The organism is Pseudomonas sp. MYb2 (genome assembly GCF_002979955.1).
GTDB lineage: Bacteria > Pseudomonadota > Gammaproteobacteria > Pseudomonadales > Pseudomonadaceae > Aquipseudomonas.
The window spans coordinates 469,615-492,661 of record NZ_PCQC01000001.1; the positions used below are offsets into that span (position 1 = coordinate 469,615).

The 23,047-nt window shown below is 59.4% G+C and carries 22 protein-coding genes; 12 read left to right on the forward strand and 10 right to left on the reverse strand.

The genetic code is table 11. The annotated features are described in order from the left end of the window. Window positions 1-31: 31 nt before the first annotated feature. The 3 genes from dnaN to gyrB are packed head-to-tail and all read left to right on the forward strand — an operon-like array spanning window position 32 to window position 4,676. Complete coding sequence (gene dnaN, locus CQ009_RS02185; RefSeq protein WP_007911887.1) at window positions 32-1,135, forward strand: DNA polymerase III subunit beta; 1,104 nt, start codon at window positions 32-34, stop codon at window positions 1,133-1,135. 14 nt (window positions 1,136-1,149) lie between these two features. Beyond that, complete coding sequence (gene recF / locus CQ009_RS02190; RefSeq protein WP_102355512.1) at window positions 1,150-2,253, forward strand: DNA replication/repair protein RecF; 1,104 nt, start codon at window positions 1,150-1,152, stop codon at window positions 2,251-2,253. Between the two features lie 5 nt (window positions 2,254-2,258). Further along, window positions 2,259-4,676: a DNA topoisomerase (ATP-hydrolyzing) subunit B gene (gene gyrB / locus CQ009_RS02195; protein WP_007911885.1), complete on the forward strand. Its 2,418-nt coding sequence runs from the start codon at window positions 2,259-2,261 to the stop codon at window positions 4,674-4,676. Between the two features lie 131 nt (window positions 4,677-4,807). Here gyrB and CQ009_RS02200 read toward each other — a convergent pair whose 3' ends face one another. Then, a complete protein-coding gene (locus CQ009_RS02200) occupies window positions 4,808-5,527 on the reverse strand; it encodes a response regulator transcription factor (RefSeq protein ID WP_105704747.1) in 720 nt (239 codons plus the stop codon). 169 nt (window positions 5,528-5,696) lie between these two features. Between CQ009_RS02200 and CQ009_RS02205 the strand changes: the two genes are divergently transcribed. Further along, window positions 5,697-7,229, forward strand: a complete 1,533-nt coding sequence (locus CQ009_RS02205) for a HAMP domain-containing sensor histidine kinase (protein WP_105704748.1) — start codon at window positions 5,697-5,699, stop codon at window positions 7,227-7,229. A 166-nt stretch (window positions 7,230-7,395) separates the two neighbouring features. Here CQ009_RS02205 and CQ009_RS02210 read toward each other — a convergent pair whose 3' ends face one another. The 4 genes from CQ009_RS02210 to glyQ all read right to left on the reverse strand — a co-directional run bounded on the left by CQ009_RS02210 (window position 7,396) and on the right by glyQ (window position 11,807). Continuing rightward, window positions 7,396-8,175, reverse strand: coding sequence for a 1-acyl-sn-glycerol-3-phosphate acyltransferase (locus CQ009_RS02210; protein ID WP_105704749.1), 780 nt, complete (start codon window positions 8,173-8,175; stop codon window positions 7,396-7,398). A gap of 83 nt (window positions 8,176-8,258) precedes the next feature. Next, the gene (gene gmhB, locus CQ009_RS02215) at window positions 8,259-8,798 is read right to left on the reverse strand and encodes a D-glycero-beta-D-manno-heptose 1,7-bisphosphate 7-phosphatase (RefSeq protein WP_163004678.1); all 540 of its coding nucleotides are present in this window, start codon (window positions 8,796-8,798) and stop codon (window positions 8,259-8,261) included. A gap of 4 nt (window positions 8,799-8,802) precedes the next feature. Further along, on the reverse strand, window positions 8,803-10,857 hold the full coding sequence (glyS, locus tag CQ009_RS02220; protein WP_105704751.1) for a glycine--tRNA ligase subunit beta: 2,055 nt from the start codon (window positions 10,855-10,857) through the stop codon (window positions 8,803-8,805). After that, window positions 10,854-11,807: a glycine--tRNA ligase subunit alpha gene (gene glyQ, locus CQ009_RS02225; RefSeq protein ID WP_034152298.1), complete on the reverse strand. Its 954-nt coding sequence runs from the start codon at window positions 11,805-11,807 to the stop codon at window positions 10,854-10,856. Before glyQ ends, glyS begins: the two co-directional genes overlap by 4 nt. Window positions 11,808-11,888: 81 nt before the next feature. Between glyQ and CQ009_RS02230 the strand changes: the two genes are divergently transcribed. The 3 genes from CQ009_RS02230 (at window position 11,889) to CQ009_RS02240 (ending at window position 13,687) form a co-directional block, all read left to right on the forward strand. Continuing rightward, window positions 11,889-12,446 (forward strand): DNA-3-methyladenine glycosylase I, encoded by a 558-nt coding sequence (locus tag CQ009_RS02230; RefSeq protein WP_064389686.1) that lies wholly within the window; start codon window positions 11,889-11,891, stop codon window positions 12,444-12,446. A 40-nt stretch (window positions 12,447-12,486) separates the two neighbouring features. Then, the gene (locus tag CQ009_RS02235) at window positions 12,487-13,374 is read left to right on the forward strand and encodes a lysophospholipid acyltransferase (protein WP_064389687.1); all 888 of its coding nucleotides are present in this window, start codon (window positions 12,487-12,489) and stop codon (window positions 13,372-13,374) included. Window positions 13,375-13,447: 73 nt separating this feature from the next. Then, entirely contained in the window at window positions 13,448-13,687 is a 240-nt protein-coding gene (locus tag CQ009_RS02240) for a PilZ domain-containing protein (protein WP_105704752.1), read from the forward strand. Window position 13,688: 1 nt separating this feature from the next. Here the strand turns inward: CQ009_RS02240 and CQ009_RS02245 are convergent, their stop codons facing one another. The 5 genes from CQ009_RS02245 to def form a co-directional block, all read right to left on the reverse strand. After that, complete coding sequence (locus tag CQ009_RS02245) at window positions 13,689-14,003, reverse strand: tetratricopeptide repeat protein (protein WP_105704753.1); 315 nt, start codon at window positions 14,001-14,003, stop codon at window positions 13,689-13,691. 149 nt (window positions 14,004-14,152) lie between these two features. Further along, entirely contained in the window at window positions 14,153-15,529 is a 1,377-nt protein-coding gene (gene trkA / locus CQ009_RS02250) for a Trk system potassium transporter TrkA (RefSeq protein ID WP_105704754.1), read from the reverse strand. A gap of 22 nt (window positions 15,530-15,551) precedes the next feature. After that, the gene (gene rsmB / locus CQ009_RS02255) at window positions 15,552-16,862 is read right to left on the reverse strand and encodes a 16S rRNA (cytosine(967)-C(5))-methyltransferase RsmB (RefSeq protein WP_105704755.1); all 1,311 of its coding nucleotides are present in this window, start codon (window positions 16,860-16,862) and stop codon (window positions 15,552-15,554) included. Continuing rightward, entirely contained in the window at window positions 16,859-17,818 is a 960-nt protein-coding gene (gene fmt, locus CQ009_RS02260) for a methionyl-tRNA formyltransferase (RefSeq protein ID WP_105704756.1), read from the reverse strand. Before fmt ends, rsmB begins: the two co-directional genes overlap by 4 nt. 58 nt (window positions 17,819-17,876) lie before the next feature. Beyond that, window positions 17,877-18,383, reverse strand: coding sequence for a peptide deformylase (gene def / locus CQ009_RS02265; RefSeq protein ID WP_038359594.1), 507 nt, complete (start codon window positions 18,381-18,383; stop codon window positions 17,877-17,879). Window positions 18,384-18,543: 160 nt separating this feature from the next. Here def and CQ009_RS02270 point away from each other — a divergent pair, with 160 nt between their 5' ends. The 5 genes from CQ009_RS02270 (at window position 18,544) to CQ009_RS02290 (ending at window position 23,017) form a co-directional block, all read left to right on the forward strand. Continuing rightward, on the forward strand, window positions 18,544-19,569 hold the full coding sequence (locus CQ009_RS02270) for a LysM peptidoglycan-binding domain-containing protein (protein ID WP_064389692.1): 1,026 nt from the start codon (window positions 18,544-18,546) through the stop codon (window positions 19,567-19,569). Between the two features lie 80 nt (window positions 19,570-19,649). Then, complete coding sequence (gene dprA / locus CQ009_RS02275; protein ID WP_064389693.1) at window positions 19,650-20,750, forward strand: DNA-processing protein DprA; 1,101 nt, start codon at window positions 19,650-19,652, stop codon at window positions 20,748-20,750. Window positions 20,751-20,805: 55 nt separating this feature from the next. Beyond that, window positions 20,806-21,363 carry an L-threonylcarbamoyladenylate synthase gene (locus CQ009_RS02280; RefSeq protein WP_064389694.1) on the forward strand — a complete coding sequence of 186 codons (558 nt, stop codon included), beginning with the start codon at window positions 20,806-20,808 and terminating at the stop codon, window positions 21,361-21,363. A 273-nt stretch (window positions 21,364-21,636) separates the two neighbouring features. After that, complete coding sequence (locus tag CQ009_RS02285) at window positions 21,637-22,305, forward strand: hypothetical protein (RefSeq protein ID WP_105704757.1); 669 nt, start codon at window positions 21,637-21,639, stop codon at window positions 22,303-22,305. Continuing rightward, window positions 22,283-23,017, forward strand: a complete 735-nt coding sequence (locus tag CQ009_RS02290) for an iron-containing redox enzyme family protein (protein WP_105704758.1) — start codon at window positions 22,283-22,285, stop codon at window positions 23,015-23,017. The genes CQ009_RS02285 and CQ009_RS02290 overlap by 23 nt, the downstream gene beginning before the upstream one ends. Window positions 23,018-23,047 lie beyond the last annotated feature (30 nt).

The following is a 23,047-nucleotide window of genomic DNA, read 5'->3' on the forward strand; positions in this document are numbered from 1 at the left end:
AGCGCAGCTTATTAAGGCAAGGGACTAGACCATGCATTTCACCATTCAACGCGAAGCCCTGTTGAAACCCCTGCAACTGGTCGCAGGCGTCGTCGAGCGTCGACAGACCTTGCCGGTACTGTCCAACGTGCTGTTGGTAGTCGAAGGCCAGCAACTGTCGCTGACCGGTACCGACCTTGAGGTCGAGCTGGTCGGTCGTGTGCAACTTGAAGAGCCGGCTGAAACAGGCTCCATCACCGTGCCTGCGCGCAAGCTGATGGACATCTGCAAAAGCCTGCCCAACGATGCGCTGATCGACATCAAGGTCGACGAGCAGAAGCTGGTGGTAAAAGCCGGCCGTAGCCGTTTCACCCTGTCGACCTTGCCGGCCAACGATTTCCCGACGGTTGAAGAAGGCCCGGGTTCGCTGACCTGCAGCCTTGAGCAGAGCAAACTGCGTCGTTTGATCGAACGCACCAGCTTCGCCATGGCTCAGCAGGACGTGCGCTACTACCTCAACGGCATGCTGCTGGAAGTGTCCGAAGGCATCATCCGCGCCGTGGCCACCGACGGTCACCGTCTGGCCATGTGCTCGATGAAAGCCGATATCGGCCAGCCTGATCGCCACCAGGTGATCGTGCCGCGCAAAGGTATTCTCGAACTGGCGCGTCTGCTCACCGAGCCGGACGGCAACGTCAGTATCGTATTGGGCCAGCACCACATCCGCGCGACCACCGGCGAATTCACCTTCACCTCGAAACTGGTCGACGGCAAATTCCCGGACTACGAGCGCGTGCTGCCTAAGGGTGGCGACAAGCTGGTATTGGGCGATCGTCAGGCGCTGCGCGAAGCGTTCAGCCGTACCGCGATTCTGTCCAACGAGAAGTACCGTGGTATCCGTCTGCAACTGGCCAGCGGTCAGTTGAAGATCCAGGCCAACAACCCGGAGCAGGAAGAAGCGGAAGAAGAAGTGGGCGTTGAATACAACGGCGGCTCCCTGGAAATCGGCTTCAACGTGAGCTACCTGCTCGACGTGCTGGGCGTGATGACCACCGAGCAGGTTCGCCTGATCCTGTCCGACTCCAACAGCAGTGCGCTGGTGCAAGAGTCCGACAACGACGATTCGGCTTACGTTGTCATGCCAATGCGTCTGTAATCAGCTGACCCTGGATGTCCTTAAGTCGTGTTTCGGTCACCGCGGTGCGCAATCTGCACCCGGTGACCTTCTCCCCCTCCCCCCGCATCAACATTCTTTACGGCGCCAACGGCAGCGGCAAAACCAGTGTTCTGGAAGCCATTCATCTGCTGGGGCTTGCCCGTTCGTTTCGTAGCACGCGGCTTTTGCCGGTCATCCAGTACGAACAGCTCGCTTGTACCGTGTTCGGTCAGGTCGAATTGGCCGAGGGTGGGCACAGCGCTTTGGGCATTTCCCGTGATCGCCAGGGCGAGTTCCAGATCCGCATCGACGGCCAGAACGCCCGCAGCGCTGCGCAACTGGCGGAGATCCTGCCGCTGCAGTTGATCAACCCCGACAGCTTCCGTCTGCTCGAAGGCGCGCCGAAGATTCGCCGGCAGTTTCTCGACTGGGGCGTGTTCCACGTCGAGCCACGGTTCATGGCCACCTGGCAGCGTTTGCAGAAGGCCTTGCGCCAGAGAAACTCATGGCTGCGGCATGGTACACTTGACGCCGTTTCGCAAGCGGTTTGGGACAGGGAACTGTGCCAGGCCAGCGCTGAAATCGATGAATACCGCCGCGCTTACATCAAAGCCTTGAAACCAGTCTTTGAACAAACCTTGAGCGAACTGGTTGAGCTCGAAGGTTTGACGCTCAGCTATTACCGAGGCTGGGACAAAGACCGGGAATTGAGCGCCGTATTGGCTGGTTCCGTGCAACGGGACCAGCAAATGGGTCATACCCAGGCCGGACCGCAACGGGCTGATTTGCGTCTTAGATTGGGCGCACACAACGCCGCGGACATTTTGTCCCGGGGTCAGCAGAAGTTGGTGGTCTGTGCACTGCGGATTGCCCAAGGGCATCTGGTCAGCCAGGCCCGACGCGGTCAGTGTATTTATCTGGTGGATGACCTGCCGTCCGAACTGGACGAGAACCACCGCCGCGCGCTGTGCCGCTTGCTGGAAGACTTACGCTGCCAGGTGTTCATCACCTGTGTAGATCACGAATTATTGAGGGAAGGCTGGCAGACGGAAACGCCAGTCGCTCTGTTCCACGTGGAACAGGGCCGTATCACCCAGACCCACGACCATCGGGAGTGAAGGCATTGAGCGAAGAAAATACGTACGACTCAACGAGCATTAAAGTGCTGAAAGGCCTGGATGCCGTACGCAAACGTCCCGGTATGTACATTGGTGACACCGACGATGGCAGCGGTCTGCACCACATGGTGTTCGAGGTGGTCGACAACTCGATCGACGAAGCCCTCGCCGGCCACTGCGACGACATCAGCATCATCATCCACCCGGATGAGTCCATCACCGTTAAAGACAACGGCCGTGGCATCCCGGTAGACGTGCATAAAGAGGAAGGCGTTTCCGCCGCCGAGGTCATCATGACCGTCCTCCACGCTGGCGGTAAGTTCGACGACAACTCCTACAAAGTATCCGGCGGTCTGCACGGTGTAGGTGTGTCGGTAGTGAACGCCCTGTCCGAAGAGCTGGTACTGACTGTTCGCCGCAGCGGCAAGATCTGGGAACAGACCTACGTCCACGGCGTACCTCAGGCACCGATGGCCATCGTTGGCGACAGCGAAACCACCGGTACCCAGATCCACTTCAAGGCTTCCAGCGAAACCTTCAAGAACATTCACTTCAGCTGGGACATCCTCGCCAAGCGCATTCGTGAGCTGTCCTTCCTCAACTCCGGTGTCGGCATCGTCCTCAAGGATGAGCGCAGCGGCAAGGAAGAGCTGTTCAAGTACGAAGGCGGCCTGCGTGCGTTCGTTGAATACCTGAACACCAACAAGACTGCGGTCAACCAGGTGTTCCACTTCAACATCCAGCGTGAAGACGGCATCGGCGTGGAAATCGCCCTGCAGTGGAACGACAGCTTCAACGAGAACCTGTTGTGCTTCACCAACAATATTCCGCAGCGCGACGGCGGTACTCACCTGGTGGGCTTCCGTTCGGCACTGACGCGTAACCTGAACAACTACATCGAGCAGGAAGGTCTGGCGAAGAAGCACAAAGTCGCGACCACCGGTGACGATGCCCGTGAAGGCCTGACTGCGATCATTTCGGTGAAAGTGCCGGATCCGAAGTTCAGCTCGCAGACCAAAGACAAGCTGGTCTCCTCCGAAGTGAAGACCGCGGTCGAACAGGAAATGGGCAAGTACTTCTCCGACTTCCTCCTGGAAAACCCGAACGAAGCCAAGCTGGTCGTCGGCAAGATGATCGACGCTGCGCGTGCCCGTGAAGCGGCGCGTAAAGCCCGTGAGATGACCCGCCGCAAAGGTGCGCTGGACATCGCCGGCCTGCCAGGCAAGCTCGCTGACTGCCAGGAAAAAGACCCGGCACTCTCCGAACTGTACCTGGTGGAAGGTGACTCCGCGGGCGGCTCTGCCAAGCAGGGACGTAACCGCAAGACCCAGGCGATCCTGCCGTTGAAGGGCAAGATCCTCAACGTCGAGAAAGCGCGTTTCGACAAGATGATCTCGTCCCAGGAAGTGGGCACCCTGATCACCGCACTGGGCTGCGGTATCGGTCGCGACGAATACAACATCGACAAGCTGCGCTATCACAACATCATCATCATGACCGATGCTGACGTCGACGGTTCGCACATCCGTACCCTGCTGCTGACCTTCTTCTTCCGTCAGTTGCCGGAGCTGATCGAGCGTGGCTATATCTACATCGCTCAGCCGCCGCTGTACAAGGTCAAGAAAGGCAAGCAAGAGCAATACATCAAAGACGACGACGCCATGGAAGAGTACATGACGCAGTCGGCCCTGGAAGATGCGAGCCTGCACCTGAACGAAGAAGCCCCGGGCATTTCCGGTGAAGCGCTCGAGCGTCTGGTGAACGACTTCCGCATGGTGATGAAGACCCTCAAGCGTCTGTCGCGCCTGTACCCACAGGAACTGACTGAGCACTTCATCTACCTGCCGGCCGTGAGCCTGGAAAAGCTCGGCGACCACGCAGCGATGCAAGAGTGGCTGGCCCAGTACGAAGCGCGTCTGCGCACCGTCGAGAAGTCCGGTCTGGTCTACAAGGCCAGCCTGCGTGAAGATCGTGAACGTGGCGTGTGGCTGCCAGAGGTCGAACTGATCTCCCACGGCCTGTCGAACTACGTCACCTTCAACCGCGACTTCTTCGGCAGCAACGACTACAAAACCGTCGTCACCCTTGGCGCTCAACTGAGCACCCTGCTCGACGAAGGCGCGTACATCCAGCGTGGCGAGCGCAAGAAAGCGGTCACCGAGTTCAAGGAAGCACTGGACTGGCTGATGGCTGAAAGCACCAAGCGTCACACCATTCAGCGATACAAAGGTCTGGGCGAAATGAACCCGGATCAACTGTGGGAAACCACCATGGACCCAAGCGTGCGCCGCATGCTGAAAGTCACCATCGAAGACGCCATTGGCGCAGACCAGATCTTCAACACCCTGATGGGTGATGCGGTCGAACCTCGTCGTGACTTTATCGAGAGCAATGCGTTGGCGGTTTCGAACCTGGACTTCTGATCCCGGTTTGCGTCAAAAAAGGCCAACGCATTGCGTTGGCCTTTTTATTGGCGGATCAAAAGATCGCAGCCTGCGGCAGCTCCTACGGAGATAGGTGTAGGAGCTGCCGTAGGCTGCGATCTTTTGATCTTTTACTCGGATGCTGCAGACACACTCTCCAACCGATACCCATACCCATAAATCGTCAACAACTGCCAACCCCGATCCGCCGTCAGCCCAAGCTTGTTCCGCAGCCGATAAATATGCGTATCCAATGGCCGCGACGACGCCATCTCCTCATGCGGCCAAAACCGCTCATACAGATAATCCCGCGACAACGGCCGGCCCAGGTTGCTGAACAGACACCGCGCCAGTCGATACTCGCGCTCGGTCATGACGATGGGTTTTCCCTCGCGGGTAACAGTCAGTTCAGCGTCATCGAAGGTCAGGTCGTTGAAGCTCAGCACTTCGCTCGCGGCGGTGCGTTGTTGGGCATGCCGCCGCAGCACCGCAGCCACCCGCGCCTTCAACTCATTCGGTCGAAACGGCTTGCTCACATAATCATCAGCCCCCGCATTCAACGCCTGCACGATGTCACTTTCACCATCGCGACTGGTCAGCATGATCGCCGCGGGTGGCGCTTCCATATGCTCGCGAGTCCAGCGCAGCAGGGCCAGGCCGGTGAGGTCGGGCAGTTGCCAGTCGAGGATCAGCAGGTCGAAGGTTTCCCGGCGTAGCTGTCGCAACAAGTCTTCGCCTCGCTCGAAGCTGTGCAGTGACCACGGCTGTTCGCCGGCATCGGCCATCTGCTGCAGGGTTTGCTCGACCCGGCGCAGTTCGGCGGGTTCGTCGTCCAGTATCGCAACGCGCATACGCGGTGGTTCCTTGTTGCTTGGGCAGTTGGGCGTCAACCATAGTCGCTTGGTCATCACCTTGAAAGTAAGCGGCCCGCCGTTGGTCGACGTCCGCTATGATTCTTCGAGTCTACGTCTCAGACCTGTGACCTATGAAAGCATTCACCCTGTCCTGCCCTTTTTCCCCATGAACAATCAGCGCCGGCGCGAAAGCCGTGAGCCGAGTCAGGTGCAGCGACTGTTTCGACAGTTGGTTCGCGAATGGTTGTGGATAAGTCTAGTGCTGTTGCCGCTGACTGCACTGCTGTCTTATCGCGCGCAGATCAGCTTGCACGATGCGACGCCGCCAGCGGGCGCTTTGTTGTCGGTGGTGCTGGTTGCCGGGATTCTCGGGCTGCTGCTCTGGCGCCCGCGCTGGGCGCTGTGGATTACGTTGATCGGCATGGCCTGCGCGCTGCTGGTCAGTGCCGGGCTGGCGGAGATGCGCCAATGGTGGTCGCCGACGCCGGCGGTGCTGGGCATGTTGTTCGGTTATCTGATCTGGAACTGGCGGCGCTTGAGTGTGGTGCTGACCTATTTCGGTTGGGAGCTGGCACGGCTCGACAGCGAACCGAAGGTGTTCCCCGAACGCCGTCGCTCGCAATTCACCGGCGCTGATCGCTTGCAGGGCCAGATCATGGCGCTCGAGCAGGCCATGAGCCGTACCCGTGATACTCGGCGTTTCATCGCCGATGGTCTGGAGTACCTGCCTGTCGCCACGCTGATCAGTGACCCCAAAGGCCAGATCCTGCTGGGTAACCGCAAGGCTCGCGCGCTGTTCGATGATCCTCTGGTGGGCGACGATGTGCTTGGTCAACTCGCCCGTCTCGGCTATCCGGAATTATCCACAGAGCAGCGCCCGCCACTGTCGGCCCTGCCGCTATTGGAGTTTCGTGATTACAAGGAGCGCAGTCTGCGTCTGGAACGTGCTGCGCTGCTGCCGGTGGACGGTGACACGCCGATTGGCTGGCTGTTGAGCCTGACCGACCTCAGCGCTGAACGTGCGGCCGAGGAGCAACGCAGCGTGTTGCTGCGCTTTCTCTCTCATGATTTGCGTGCACCGCACTCGGCAATCCTCGCTTTGCTCGATGTGCATCGGCATCAGGCGGGCGCCGACGCACCGCTGTTCGAACAGATCGAACGGCAGGTACGCCGCGCGCTGGATCTGACCGATGGGTTTGTTCTGCTGGCGCGGGCCGAATCCGAGACTTATCAATTTCAACCGACGCTGTTCGCGATGCTGGTGCTGGACGTGTTGGATCAGGCGTTGCCCATTGCCCAGCAAAAACGCATCGAGCTGTCGCATGACATGGACGAGCAATCCCAGGAGCGCCTGATCAATGCTGACCAAGGCTTGCTGACCCGCGCCCTGTTCAACCTTCTGGAAAACGCGATCAAGTACAGCCCGGCCGACACCACGATCACCCTGCGCGTCCGTTGCCGTGAGGAATGGTTGCACTGTGAATTGATCGATCAAGGCAAGGGCATTGCCGCCGATGAATTGCCCGACCTGTTCAGCCAATACCGACGTTTTTCTTCCGCGCAGGGCATCGACGGCGTGGGCCTCGGCTTGTCGATGGTCAAAGCGGTGGTCGACCACCATGGCGGTAAAATCGAATGTCATAGCGTGGTCGATCAAGGCACCACGTTCCTGCTCGAATTACCGCTGATCCCAGAATGAACAGGCACAAAAAAACCGGCTATATCAGCCGGTTTTTTTACATCCGAAAAACTTATGCACGTTTTATGGTGTTTTATGAGCTTGAGAAATATATAAGTAAATCAATCGCTTATTACCAATATTCAAGCGGTTTCAACAAAACCGTACACAGGTTATCCACAAAATCTCAGACAGCGATCTGATCATTTGAGGCCGGCGCTTGTGGGGCCGGTGGCAGCGAGCCCATCTCGCGCTGAGTTTTCTCATTCCAGGCTTGCACTCGGTCGTTCAGCTCGGCGATGGCGCGCGGGCCTGTCCCCTCGGCGTACATCGGTTCGCCGATGACCACGGTGATCACCCCGGACTTCTTGCCCCAGCCGACTTTCGGCCAGAACTTGCCGGCATTGTGTGCAATCGGCAGTACCGGAAGCGCCGCATTCACCGCCAAAGCGCTGCCACTGCGGGAGAACTTGCCGACAGTGCCAAACGGCACGCGTGTGCCTTCCGGAAAGATCAGCACCCAAACGTTGTCCTTGAGCAATTCGTCACCCTTGGCCGCGACTTGTTTCAAAGCCGCTTTCGGGTTGTCGCGATCAATCGCGATCGGCCGCAGCATGGCCATCGCCCAGCCGAAGAACGGCACGTACAGCAGTTCGCGTTTGAGCACTTGGCTCAACGGCGAGAAATAAGCAGAGAGAAAGAACGTCTCCCAGGTGCTCTGGTGGTTCGATTGAATCACGCAGGGCCGGTCAGGCACGTTTTCCGCGCCTTTGATTTCGTAACGGATACCGAGAAACACCTGGGTCAACCACAAGGCGCAACGGCACCAGTACACGTTGATAAAACGATAACGCGCCTTGAACGGCAAAAACGGCGCGATAAAAAAACTCAAGCTGCACCACAGCAGGGAGGTGGTGCCCAGCAGCAGGTAAAAGAGAAAAATTCTGATGGCCCGCAGTATCGACATAGTGACGTTTACCGTTACGGGGCAATGCCCGAGTGTTCAAGCGCACTCCCGATCAATCCCTGGTCAGGAACTTCAGAAGTACTCTAGTTGTGGATAAGTTCTGCGGCAATCGCCGCCAGATCGTCAAAAATCAGAGTGCCAACCGGCAGGGTTTTGCCCTGAGTCTTTGCGCCTTTTCCGGTCTTTACCAAAACTGGCTGTGAATCGACGGCTTTGGCGGCCTCCAGGTCACCAAGGCTGTCGCCGACGAACCAGACGTTGGCCAGCTCGACGTTGTAATGCGCTGCGATGGTTTTCAACATTCCCGGTTTCGGCTTGCGGCAATCGCAGCCTTCGTCCGGACCATGCGGGCAATACACGATCAGCCCGACTTCACCGCCCTGCTCCGCCACCAGCTCGCGCAATCGCGCGTGCATGGCATCCAAGGTGGCGAGGTCGTAATAGCCGCGAGCAATGCCCGACTGGTTGGTGGCCACCGCCACCGTCCAGCCGGCCTTGCTCAACTGCGCAATCGCCTCGATCGAGCCGGGCAACGGAATCCACTCCGCCACTGACTTGATGTAAGCGTCGGAGTCGTAATTGATCACTCCGTCCCGATCGAGAATCAGCAGTTTCAACAGCAGTCCCTCAACCCAGCAGCGAAATGTCGGCAACGCCGAGGAACAGGCCACGCAGACGCGCCAGCAGCGCGTAACGGTTGGCCCGCACATTGGCGTCGTCAGCATTGACCATTACCGCGTCGAAGAACGCATCGACTGGCTCACGCAGTGCAGCCAGGCGTGCCAGCGATTCGTTGTACTGACGCGCCGCGGCCATTGGCTGCACCGCCTGATCCGCTTGCTGGATCGCCGAGTACAGCGAGAACTCGTTGGCGTTGTCGAAATACTTGGCTTGCACCTCGGTCGGCACCGCGCCTTCGACTTTGCTCAACAGGTTCGATACTCGCTTGTTCACCGCCGCCAGCGCTGCCGCTTCCGGCAGTTTGCGGAAGGCCTGCACCGCTTGCACACGCTGATCGAAGTCCAGCGCCGAACCCGGCTTCAGAGCACGGACCGACAGGTAAGTGGCGACTTCGACGCCTTCGTCTTCGTAACGCGCACGCAGACGATCGAAGATGAATTCCAGCACGGACTCGTTGAGACCGGCAGCCTTGACCTTGGCACCGAATGCGGCCACGGCGAAAGCCACTGCATCGTTCAGGTCCAGATCGAGTTTTTTCTCGATCAGGATGCGCAGCACGCCGAGTGCCGCGCGGCGCAGGGCATACGGGTCTTTGCTGCCGGTTGGCAGCATGCCGATACCGAAGATACCGACCAGGGTGTCGAGCTTGTCAGCGATAGCAACGGCTGCACCGGTCAGGGTCGCTGGCAGTTCAGCACCGGCACCGCGAGGCATGTACTGCTCGTTGAGCGCCAGCGCGACGTCTTCCGGCTCGCCGTCATTGAGGGCGTAGTAGTAACCGGCGACACCTTGCATCTCCGGGAACTCGCCGACCATTTCAGTGGCCAGGTCGCACTTCGACAGCAGGCCTGCGCGAGCAGCCCAAGAAGCGTTGCCACCGATGCGTGCGGCGATGTACGCGGCCAGTTTGGAAACGCGTTCGGCCTTGTCGTAGACGCTGCCGAGTTTTTCCTGGAACACCACGTTCTTCAGGCGATCATTGAAAGCTTCGAGTTTCTGCTTCTTGTCTTGCTTGAAGAAGAACTCGGCGTCGGTCAGACGTGGACGAACCACTTTCTCGTTACCGGCGATGATCTGCTGCGGGTCTTTGCTTTCGATGTTGGCCACAGTGATGAAACGTGGCAGCAACTTGCCGTCGGCATCCAGCAGGCAGAAGTACTTCTGGTTGTCCTGCATGGTGGTGATCAGCGCTTCTTGCGGCACGTCGAGGAAACGTTCCTCGAACGAGCACACCAGCGGCACCGGCCATTCAACCAGCGCGGTCACTTCGTCCAGCAGCGCCGACGGAACGATTGCCGTGCCTTCCTGACGGGTGGCCAGCTCTTCGGTGCGCTTGCTGATGATTTCGCGACGCTCGTTGGCGTCGGCCAGCACGTAAGCGGCGCGCAGGTCGGCGAGGTAGCTCGACGGCGAACCGATGCGCACGCTTTGCGGGTGGTGGAAACGGTGACCACGGGAGTCACGGCCAGCCTTCTGCGCGAGGATGGTGCAATCGATGACCTGGTCACCGAGCAGCATCACCAGCCACTGGGTCGGACGCACGAACTCTTCCTTGCGCGCACCCCAACGCATGCGTTTCGGGATCGGCAGGTCGTTCAGCGAATCTTCGACGATGGTCGGCAGCAGGCTCGCGGTCGGCTTGCCGGCGATGCTCTGGCTGTAACGCAGTTTCGGGCCGCTCTGATCGATCTCGCTCAGATCGACGCCGCATTTCTTGGCGAAACCCAGGGCTGCCTGCGTCGGGTTGCCGTCAGCGTCGAACGCCGCCTGACGTGGCGGGCCGTCGAGGTTGATGCTGCGATCCGGCTGTTGAGTGGCCAGCGCGGTGATCAGCACAGCCAGACGACGCGGCGCGGCGTAGACGGTTTTAGTCTCGTAGCTCAGGCCTGCGGCTTGCAGGCCCTTGTCGATACCGGCGAGGAACGCCTCAGCCAAGGTGTTCAGGGCTTTTGGCGGGAGTTCTTCGGTGCCCAGTTCAACCAGAAAATCTTGCGCACTCATTGTGCAGCCTCCAGCTTGGCCAGTACTTCGTCACGCAGGTCCGGGGTCGCCATCGGGAAGCCCAGCTTGGCGCGTGCCAGCAGGTAGGCTTGCGCAACGGAACGCGCCAGGGTGCGTACGCGCAGAATGTATTGCTGACGCGCGGTCACCGAGATCGCCCGGCGCGCATCCAGCAGGTTGAAGGTGTGCGACGCCTTCAACACCATTTCGTAGCTCGGCAACGGCAGCGGCTGGTCGAGCTCGATCAGGCGCTTGGCTTCGCCTTCATAGAAGTCGAACAGTTCGAACAGTTTGTCGACGTTGGCGTGTTCGAAGTTGTAAGTGGACTGTTCCACTTCGTTCTGGTGGAACACGTCGCCGTAGGTCACTTTGCCCATCGGGCCGTCAGCCCAGACCAGGTCGTAGACCGAATCCACGCCTTGCAGATACATGGCCAAACGCTCGAGACCGTAAGTGATCTCGCCGGTTACCGGGTAGCACTCGATGCCGCCAGCCTGCTGGAAGTAAGTGAACTGGGTCACTTCCATACCGTTCAGCCAGACTTCCCAGCCCAGACCCCAGGCGCCGAGGGTCGGCGATTCCCAGTTGTCTTCGACGAAGCGAATGTCGTGAACCAGTGGGTCCAGGCCGACATGCTTGAGCGAGCCCAGGTACAGTTCCTGGAAGTTGTCCGGGTTCGGTTTCAGGACGACCTGGAACTGATAGTAGTGCTGCAGACGGTTAGGGTTTTCGCCGTAACGGCCGTCAGTCGGACGGCGGCTTGGCTGCACGTAGGCGGCGTTCCAGGTTTCCGGGCCGATGGCGCGCAGGAAGGTCGCGGTGTGGAAAGTGCCGGCGCCTACTTCCATATCGTAGGGCTGAAGTACCACGCAACCTTGCTCGGCCCAGTATTGCTGGAGCGCGAGGATCAAGTCTTGGAAGGTACGCACGGCTGGCGTAGGCTGGCTCACGAAATTCACCTGTTTCTTGGGCTGCGATTTAAAGAGCGGGAGTATACCCGATTCATTGCTGCGCACGCCCCCTGGAGCCTTATGCCACGCTGCTTTTGGTGTACCGAAGATCCGCTGTACATGGCTTATCACGACCAGGAGTGGGGCACGCCGCTACGCGATGCGCAGGGTTTGTTCGAGTTGCTTTTGCTCGAAGGGTTCCAGGCCGGGCTGTCGTGGATCACCGTGTTGCGCAAACGCGAGCGTTATCGCGAGGTGTTGTTCGGCTTCGACGTGCAGCGTGTGGCGCAGATGAGCGACGCTGAAATCGACGAGTTGATGCTTGATCCGGGGATCATCCGCAACCGCCTCAAACTCAATGCCGCCCGCCGTAATGCCCAGGCCTGGCTGGCGCTGGAGGATCCGGTGGGGTTCTTATGGTCGTTTGTTAACGACCAACCGATCATCAATCATTTCAAGGATCGCAGCGAAGTCCCGGCGATCACCCCCGAAGCGCTGGCGATGAGCAAAGGCCTGAAAAAGGCCGGGTTCACGTTCGTCGGCCCGACCATTTGCTACGCATTGATGCAGGCTTCGGGCATGGTCATGGACCACACTCAGGACTGCGACCGCTACGCGCAGCTCGTCAACGGCGGTTAGAATGGCCGCCTCGCGCACCGCACAAGATCAGGAGTGACCTGTGGAAAAGTTTAAAGGCGCCTTGCTGGTAGGCGCTCTGCGGCTGTTTGCCCTGCTGCCATGGCGGGCCGTGCAAGCCGTGGGTTCGGCGATCGGCTGGATCATGTGGAAAACCCCCAACCGCTCCCGCGACGTGGTGCGGATCAACCTCGCCAAATGTTTTCCACAGATGGACCCTGCCGAACGTGAACGTCTGGTCGGGCAGAGCCTGAAAGACATCGGCAAGTCGCTGACCGAAAGCGCCTGCGCGTGGATCTGGCCGGCGCAGCGTTCGATCGATCTGGTGCGCGAAGTCGAGGGCCTCGACATCCTCAAGGATGCATTGGCCTCGGGCAAAGGCGTGGTCGGCATCACCAGCCACCTGGGTAACTGGGAAGTGCTCAATCACTTCTATTGCAGCCAGTGCAAACCAATCATTTTCTACCGTCCGCCCAAGCTCAAGGCGGTGGATGAATTGCTGCGCAAACAGCGCGTGCAACTCGGCAACAAGGTCGCCGCTTCTACCAAGGAAGGCATCCTTAGCGTCATCAAGGAAGTGCGCAAAGGTGGTGCAGTGGGCATTCCCGCTGACCCGGAACCGGCCGAATCCGCCGGGATCTTCGTGCCGTTCTTCGCGACTCAAGCGCTGACCAGCAAATTCGTGCCGAACATGCTCGCTGGTGGCAAAGCCGTCGGCGTGTTCCTGCATGCGCTGCGCCTGCCCGACGGTTCTGGCTACAAAGTGATCCTCGAAGCGGCGCCCGAAGCCATGTACAGCACCGATACTGCCGAATCCTGCGCAGCGATGAGCAAAGTCGTCGAGCGTTATGTCGCGGCGTATCCGAGCCAATATATGTGGAGCATGAAGCGCTTCAAAAAGCGTCCGCCGGGCGAAGAGCGCTGGTATTGAGCTGATTGGCATGATCTGTGGATAACCTCTCTGGCGAGGTTATCCACAACCGTTCATCAAAGGGCGCAACAAGATGTCCGAACAACGTAAATCCTTCCGCATCAAGATCACCCACGACAGCTTTGGCGAATGCCTCGGGCAGACGCGCAACCTGTCGCCTACCGGGGTGTTTGTGCAGCATCCGGTTTTGGCTTCTTTGCCCAAAGGTGCAGTGGTTTACGGCCAGGTGCAGGGGTTACCCACAGGCGCGCCGCGGGTGCGGATGGAAGTGGTCACGGTGGATGCCGACGGTATCGGTCTTCGCTACCTCTGACCTATTGCGCCTGACGATCGAGCTTCTTCAGAAACACCGTCATTTCCTTCTCGGCCTGCTTGTCGCCATGGGCGCGGGCCGCTTCCAGACCGTGCTCCCAGGCCTGACGTGCGGCGGCGATATCGCCTAGCGCCAGTTGCGCCTTGCCCAACAATTTCCAAGCGGCCGAATACTTCGGGTCAAAACCGACACAGCGCTGGAAATGCTCGGCAGCCCTGGCGTTTTCGCCGAGATCCAGATAGCCCTTGCCCAGGCCGAAGCGCAGCAGGGAGTTATCCACACCCTTGGCGAGCATTTTTTCCAGGGATTCGAGCATGGGAGATTCCTTGAAGGAGGTGTGTCAGGATGAGTCTTGCTTAGGGATATCCCCATCGCGAGCAGGCTCACTCCTACAGGGGAACGCATTCCAAATGTAGGAGTGAGCCTGCTCGCGATGGCGCCAGTCTGATCACCCAAAAATCCGGATCAGAAGAAGCTCAACCCGACATGAAACAGCTTCTCCACATCGCGAATATGCTTTTTATCCACGAGGAACAGAATCACATGGTCGCCCGCCTCGATCACCGTGTCGTCGTGGGCGATGATCACTTGTTCATTGCGGATCACCGCGCCAATCGTGGTGCCCGGCGGCAGGCCGATCTTTTCGATAGGCTTGCCGATGACCTTGCTCGACTTCGCATCACCGTGGGCAATCGCCTCGATGGCTTCCGCCGCACCGCGACGCAGTGAGTGCACGCTGACGATATCGCCACGACGGACGTGGGCCAGCAGCGTGCCGATGGTCGCTAGTTGCGGGCTGATGGCGATGTCGATGTCGCCGCCCTGAATCAGGTCGACATACGCCGGGTTGTTGATGATGGTCATGACCTTCTTCGCCCCCAGCCGTTTCGCCAGCAGCGACGACATGATGTTGGCTTCGTCGTCGTTGGTCAGCGCAAGGAAGATGTCGGCGTCGGCGATGTTCTCTTCCAGCAGCAGGTCGCGATCAGACGCGCTGCCCTGCAACACCACGGTACTGTCGAGGGTGTCGGAGAGATAGCGGCAGCGCGCCGGATTCATCTCGATGATCTTCACCTGATAACGGCTTTCGATGGCCTCGGCCAGACGTTCACCGATCTGCCCGCCGCCAGCGATGACGATGCGTTTGTAGGTTTCGTCGAGACGGCGCATTTCGCTCATCACCGCGCGAATATTCTCACGGGCAGCGATGAAAAAGACTTCGTCATCGGCTTCGATCACTGTGTCGCCCTGCGGCAGGATCGGCCGGTCACGGCGGAAAATCGCTGCCACGCGGGTTTCGACATTCGGCATGTGTGCGCGCAATTGGCGCAGTTGCTGACCCACCAACGGCCCGCCGTAATAAGCGCGCACCGCCACCAGTTGCGCCGCGCCTTCAGCGAAGTCGATCACCTGCAACGCACCGGGATGCTGAATCAGGCGTTTGATGTAATTGGTCACCACTTGCTCGGGGCTGATCAGCACATCGACCGGAATCGCTTCGTTCTGGAACAGCTGTTCCTCGCGATTGAGGTAGGACGCTTCGCGCACCCGGGCGATCTTGGTCGGGGTGTGGAACAGTGTGTGGGCGACCTGGCAGGCGACCATGTTGGTTTCGTCGCTGTTGGTCACCGCGACCAGCATGTCGGCGTCGTCGGCACCGGCCTGACGCAACACCGAGGGCAGCGAGCCACGGCCCTGCACGGTACGAATATCGAGGCGGTCGCCGAGGTCGCGCAGGCGTTCGCCGTCGGTGTCGACCACCGTAATGTCGTTGGCTTCACTGGCCAAATGCTCGGCCAGCGAACCGCCGACCTGTCCCGCACCGAGGATGATGATTTTCATCCAGTCACTCCGTTGAATCCGTTTAGCCGCGCGCGGCAGCGATCTTGATCAGCTTGGCGTAGTAGAACCCGTCATGCCCGCCCTGCTGGGCCAGCAATTGGCGACCATGGGGCTGTTTGATCCCGGCGCTGGTGGCCAGATCCAGCTCGCGGGCACTGGGGGTGCGCTCAAGGAACGCGGCGATGACTTCGGTGTTCTCGGTCGGCAGGGTCGAGCAGGTGGCGTACAGCAGGATGCCGCCGACCTCGAGGGTTTTCCACATGGCGTCGAGCAGTTCGCCTTGCAGTTGCGCGAGGGCGACGATGTCGTCCGGCTGACGGGTCAGCTTGATGTCTGGATGACGGCGAATCACACCGGTGGCCGAGCACGGTGCGTCGAGCAGGATGCGCTGGAAGGGTTTGCCGTCCCACCATTTCTCGGTGTCGCGACCGTCGGCGGCGATCAGTTCGGCATCCAGACCCAAGCGCTCAAGGTTCTCTTTGACCCGCACCAGACGCTTGGCTTCCAGATCCACCGCGACTACGCCGGCCAGTGCCGGTTCGGCTTCGAGGATGTGACAGGTCTTGCCACCCGGCGCGCAGCAGGCGTCGAGCACGCGTTGGCCTGGCGCCAGATCGAGCAGGTCGGCAGCCAGTTGCGCCGCTTCGTCCTGCACGCTGATCCAGCCTTCAGCGAAACCCGGCAGGCTGCGCACGTCGGCAGCGGTTTCGAGGATGATGCCGTCGCGGCTGTACACGCATGGCGTTGCAGCAATGCCGGCTTCAGTCAGCAGACCGAGGTAGGCGTCGCGGTTGTGATGGCGACGGTTGACCCGCAGGATCATCGGCGGATGCGCGTTGTTTGCTTCGCAGATGGCTTCCCACTGCTCCGGCCAGAACGCCTTCAGGGATTTTTGCAGCCAGCGCGGGTGAGCGGTGCGCACCACCGGGTCACGTTCCAGCTCGGCGAAAATCGTTTCGCTTTCGCGCTGGGCATTGCGCAACACGGCATTGAGCAGGCCTTTGGCCCACGGCTTTTTCAGCTTGTCGGCGCAACCGACGGTTTCGCCGATGGCGGCGTGGGCCGGCACGCGGGTGTAGAGCAATTGGTAGAGACCGACCAGCAGCAGCGCCTCGACATCGGCGTCGGCCGTTTTGAACGGCTTCTGCAGGAGTTTTTCCGCCAGCGCCGACAGGCGTGGCTGCCAGCGCGCGGTGCCGAACGCCAGATCCTGGGTGAAACCGCGATCGCGATCCTCGACCTTGTCCAGTTGTGTCGGCAGAGAGCTGTTCAGTGAGGCTTTGCCGCTGAGCACGGCGGCGAGTGCCTTGGCGGCGGCCAGACGCGGATTCATTGCGCGTCCACCGCTGCGCCGAGCACGGTGCCGACGGCGAATTTCTCGCGACGGCTGTTGAACAGGTCGCTGAAGTTCAGCGCCTTGCCGCCGGGCAATTGCAGGCGGGTCAGGCACAGCGCCTGCTCACCGCAGGCGACGACCAAACCGTCCTTGCTGGCGCTGAGGATTTCACCCGGTGCGCCTTTACCGTCGGCGAGTGTCGCCGCCAGCACTTTCAGTGCTTCACCGTTAAGGGTGCTGTGGGTGATCGGCCATGGATTGAAGGCGCGTACCAGTCGCTCCAGCTCAACCGCTGGACGGCTCCAGTCGATGCGTGCTTCGTCTTTGTTCAGCTTGTGCGCATAAGTGGCGAGCTCATCGTTCTGCACTTCGCCTTCCAGCGTGCCTGCGGCCAGACCGGCAATCGCCTGCACCACGGCTGGCGGGCCCATTTCGGCGAGGCGGTCGTGCAGCGTGCCGCCAGTGTCTTCACCGGTGATCGGCGTGACGACCTTGAGCAGCATCGGCCCGGTGTCGAGGCCGGCTTCCATGCGCATCACGGTCACACCGCTTTCGGCATCACCATGTTCCACGGCGCGCTGGATCGGCGCCGCACCGCGCCAGCGTGGCAGCAAGGATGCGTGACTGTTGATGCAACCCAGGCGCGGAATATCCAGCACCACTTGCGGCAGGATCAGGCCGTAGGCAACCACCACCAGCAAATCCGGTTTCAGTGCGGCCAACTCGGCTTGAGCGTCGGCGTTGCGCAAAGTCGGCGGCTGCAACACCTGGATATTATTTTCCAGCGCGAGCTGTTTGACCGGGCTCGGCATCAGTTTTTGCCCGCGACCGGCCGGACGATCCGGTTGGGTGTAAACCGCAACGATCTCGTAGGGGCTGTTCAGCAGGGCCTTGAGGTGTTCGGCAGCGAATTCCGGGGTGCCGGCAAAAACGATGCGCAGTGGCTCAGTCATGAAGGGCGTCTCATAAAAAGAAAAAGGCTTGCCGCAGCAAGCCTTTGAAGGAGGGGCATCAAGCGTTCTGGCGGTGCTGCTTTTCCAGTTTCTTCTTGATCCGGTCGCGTTTGAGCGTGGACAGGTAATCGACGAACAATTTGCCGTTGAGGTGGTCGCATTCGTGCTGGATGCACACCGCGAGCAGGCCTTCGGCGATCAGCTCATAGGGCTTGCCGTCGCGGTCCAGCGCCTTGATTTTGACCTTCTGCGGGCGGTCGACGTTTTCGTAGAAACCCGGTACCGACAGGCAGCCTTCCTGGTATTGGTCCATTTCTTCGGTCAGCGATTCGAACTCGGGGTTGATGAACACCCGGGGTTCGGTGCGGTCTTCGGAAAGGTCCATCACGACGATACGTTTGTGCACGTTGACCTGGGTCGCGGCAAGGCCGATGCCCGGCGCTTCATACATTGTTTCAAACATGTCATCGACCAACTGACGCACTTCGTCGTCCACTACAGCCACAGGCTTGGCGATAGTGCGCAGACGCGGGTCCGGGAATTCGAGGATGTTTAAAATGGCCATAGGCTTTGATTGCTGCACACGTTGAGTAAAGTCGGGCGATGGCCTGGCAGGTCCGAAGATGCAGGCTACCGTTGTGAAGCGTAGCTTGTGCATTTTGCACAAGCGAGCCACGGGGGCTCTGACGGTTCACGCGAATGCACATGATAAAGGGATTCACTGCATGAGGAAAACACTACTCGCCCTGCTGCTGTTGGCTTCGGCTGGCGTGGCGCAAGGGCAAGTGCAACTCAGGGAAGGTTTTCCACAGCAATACACGGTGGTTTCGGGGGACACACTCTGGGACATATCCGGCAAATACCTGCGCGAGCCCTGGCAGTGGCCACAGCTGTGGCGGGCCAATCCGCAAATCGAAAACCCCAACCTGATCTATCCCGGCGACACGCTGACGCTCAGTTATGTCGACGGCCAGCCGCGTCTGACCCTGAATCGCGGCGAGTCGCGTGGGACCATCAAGCTCTCGCCACGAATCCGCACCAGCCCTATGGCCGAGGCGATTCCGAGCATTCCGCTGAAATCCATCAACAGTTTTCTGCTGAGCAACCGCATCGTCGACAAGGCTGAAGACTTCGACAAGGCGCCATACATTGTCGCTGGCGATGCCGAACGTGTGCTCAGCGGCACCGGCGACCGCATTTTCGCCCGCGGCCATTTCGACCCGAATCAACCGGTCTACGGGATCTTCCGTCAGGGCAAGGTCTACACCGATCCTGAGACCAAGGAGTTTCTCGGGATCAACGCCGACGACATTGGAGGCGGTGAAATTGTCGCCACCGAGGGTGACGTCGCCACCCTGGCGCTGCAACGTACCACCCAGGAAGTGCGCCTCGGTGACCGCTTGTTCAGCGGCGAAGAGCGTTCGATCAACTCGACCTTCATGCCCAGCGCACCGACCAGCAAGATCAACGGCGTAATCATCGACGTGCCGCGTGGCGTCACCCAGATCGGCGTGATGGATGTGGTCACCCTGAACAAGGGCAAGCGCGACGGTCTGGCTGAAGGCAACGTGCTGGTGGTGATGAAAACCGGCGAAACCGTGCGCGACCGTATCACTGGCCAGCCGCTGAAAATTCCCGATGAACGCGCCGGTTTGCTGATGGTATTCCGCACCTACGACAAGCTCAGTTACGGCCTCGTGCTCAACGCATCGCGCTCGCTGGCGGTGCTCGACAAGGTGCGAAATCCGTAAGCAGGCTTCACAAGTTACCAACAGAGTTATCCACAGCTTGTTCCGAATGGTTCGGGGCTTATAACGATCAAGGATGATCCATGATGATGTCTGCCTGCACACCAGTTTCCCCTGCGGAACTGGAAGCGCGCCTGCGCCTGCACCGCTTGCCGGAAATCGGCCCCAAGCGTTTTAGCAAATTGCTCGAAGCCTTTGGCTCGGCGTCGAAAGCCATCAGCGCCCCGGCCAGCGCCTGGCGATCCCTGGGCATGCCGGCGTCGAGTGCCGACGCGCGGCGTTGCCCTGACGTGCGTGACGGTGCCAGCCACGCAATGCGCTGGCTAGAGCGCCCGGGGCATCATTTGTTGATGTGGGATCAGGCGGATTACCCGGCGCTGCTGGCGCAGATTCCCGATCCGCCGCCGTTGCTGTTTGTCGCTGGCGATCCGCTGATTCTGGAAAATCCGCAACTGGCGATGGTCGGTAGCCGCCGCGCCTCGCGTCCGGGAATGGACACGGCGACCGCGTTTTCCCGCAGCCTCGCCGGAGCGGGTTTTGTGATTAACAGTGGTTTGGCGCTGGGCATTGATGCCGCCGCGCATCAAGCCGCGTTGGATGTCGGCGGGTTGACCATCGGTGTGCTGGGCACCGGGCTGGAAAACTTTTATCCACAGCGTAATCGGCGCTTGGCAGACGCGATGATCGCCTCGGGCAGCGCGGTGGTTTCAGAGTTTCCGCTGGACGCCGGGCCGACGCCGAGCAACTTCCCACGGCGTAACCGGATCATCAGCGGTTTGTCCCTCGGCGTGCTGGTAGTCGAGGCCAGCGTCGCCAGTGGTTCATTGATTACCGCGCGCCTGGCGGCGGAACAGGGACGCGAGGTGTATGCGATTCCAGGCTCCATCCATCACCCCGGCGCGCGAGGCTGCCACCAGTTGATCCGTGACGGCGCGGTGTTGGTGGAAACCATCGAGCACATCCTCGAAGCGTTGCGTGGCTGGCAGCATTTACCGTTGTCCACAGACACACCAAAAGCCGATCACCCCTTGCTCGCCCTGCTCCACGCCGCGCCGCACACCAGCGAAGCCTTGGCCGGCAGCAGCGGCTGGGGGCTACCCAAAGTGCTGGCGGCGCTCACCGAACTGGAAATGGATGGTCGCGCCGTGTGCGAAAACGGTCGCTGGTTGGCCAGGACGAGCTAGGTTTTACAAGGAAGATCGGTAAACTGCGCGAAACCTGTTTGCGGAGAGTTTTTTCATGGTCAACAGTTGGCGTGTGCAACAAGCCGCACGAGAGATTCGCGCCGGGGCGGTGATTGCCTATCCAACCGAAGCCGTCTGGGGGCTGGGTTGCGACCCGTGGAATGAAGAAGCGGTGGATCGGCTGCTGGCGATCAAGAATCGTTCGGTGGTCAAAGGCCTGATTCTGGTCGCCGACAACATTCGCCAGTTCGACTTCCTGTTCGAGGACTTCCCGCAAGAGTGGATCGACCGCATGGCCAGCACCTGGCCGGGGCCGAACACCTGGCTGGTGCCGCATCAGGGCTTGTTGCCGGAATGGGTCACCGGCATGCACGACACCGTAGCGCTGCGCGTCAGTGATCACCCGCAGGTGCGCGACTTGTGTTCGATGGTCGGGCCGTTGATTTCAACCTCGGCCAACCCACAGGGACGCCCGGCGGCGCGTACGCGTTTACGGGTTGAGCAATATTTCCGTGGGCAGGTTGATCTGGTGCTGGGCGGTAGCCTCGGCGGACGGAAAAACCCTAGCGTCATACGTGATCTTGCAACCGGTAAGGTCATTCGTCCCGACTGACCCGATTTCTACCTGATGGGCTTGCGAACTCCTCGACTGCATAGACGAGGAGTTTTTCGTCCGCCTGCGATTTATCCCTGGATCTGTCGCGCAAGTTAAACAATATGTTGTTTATATTGGTTCTTCGTGTGTCAGATAAAATCTATAAACAAGAAGTTTCAGTAACTTTTCCCACGTCATTATCAGAAGTCGCGCAGTGGCGATATTTCCAAAAGCATCCATTATTTCAATGCGCTCAGGAAACTTCGATAAGTTAACGTCTGCGGAGAAGGAATGGACACTACGAATTTACAACTCAAGGACTATCTGCAGGGGCTTCAGGAAACGCTGAACAAGCAACATGCTGATTATCGAATCGCTATTCTCGATACGGGAGCAGACATCAGCGAGTTTGAACGATTCATCGGCCGCCAGTTTCGTCTGCGGTTAAAGCATTACATGCTGACTTCCAGAGCCAGGGCACTTGAAACGAAGCTGGCGATTTCATCGCGCAGCACGCATTTTCTGTTGTACCAGCGCGATCAACTGACGGCGGTATTAAGAGTGACCCCCTCGCCGTTCGAATGGGCATCGCTGGCCCATCAGTATGTCTCGCCGACCGTGGCGCTGGCGCGTCATGTCGAGTTCAGTCGCCTGATTACCCATTCGCAGCAACACCGGCCGGTACCGATCAATGCGCTGCTGGCTGCCGCCACCGAATGGGCGATCGATCGCGGGTATCAAGGCGTTACCGCTTTGTGCAGACCACCTCAACGACGTCTGTTCCAGCGTTTCGGCCTGACGCCGCTCACCTCAAGCTCAGTGCATATCGAACAACGCGCTCGTGGTGATTACTGGCTGTTGTCTGCCGAATGGCGGCAAATCCTTACCGCGCTTCAACAGCCCTGCCCCATTAACGCCAATTACCCGGAGACTCACAATGAATGCGTCCGTCAGTTTTGAACAACAGTTGATTGTGCTTGATCAACGAATTGAAAAGGCTTGGGCCGATATTCTGGATAATTCCCGGCTGGTCAAGGCCATCCGCGAAGCCAGTGTCTCCAAAGCGTTATATGCGATCTATATGATCGAGACGTTTCATTACACCGCGCACAATGCACGAAACCAGGGCCTTGTCGGAGTGCGACATGCTGATAATCCGGTGTATGCAAAGTTCTGTTTTGAACATGCGGCGCAAGAAGTCGGTCATGAAAAAATGGCTCTGCATGATGTTATGAGTCTGGGTTTGAAAAATGAAAGCTTTGATATACCGTCGGCACTTCCTGAAACTGAGGTACTGATTGCGTATTTGTACTGGATTTCTTTTACCGGTAATCCGTTACAGCGGCTTGGATACAGTTACTGGGCGGAAAACGCCTATCACTTCATTACTCCGCTGATCGACAAACTGAGTGAAACACTGGCTCTGAAGCCAGCACAGCTGACGTTCTTCATTGCTCACTCAGATATCGATGTCGAGCATTTCAACGAGATCAAATTGATCCTGCAACGCACCTGCAAGCACCAGGCTGACTGGGATGCCATTGCCACCGTGATGGAAACCAGTCTGCGCCTGACCGGCAACATGCTTGAGGCGGTTTACAAGCAGTATGAGGCCTGGCAAAACGGCCGCGCGCCGCAGTATGAATTCCTTCATGCCCTGGATAAATCATGACGCCCTCAAGTGCGTTCCCGGGATGGGTAC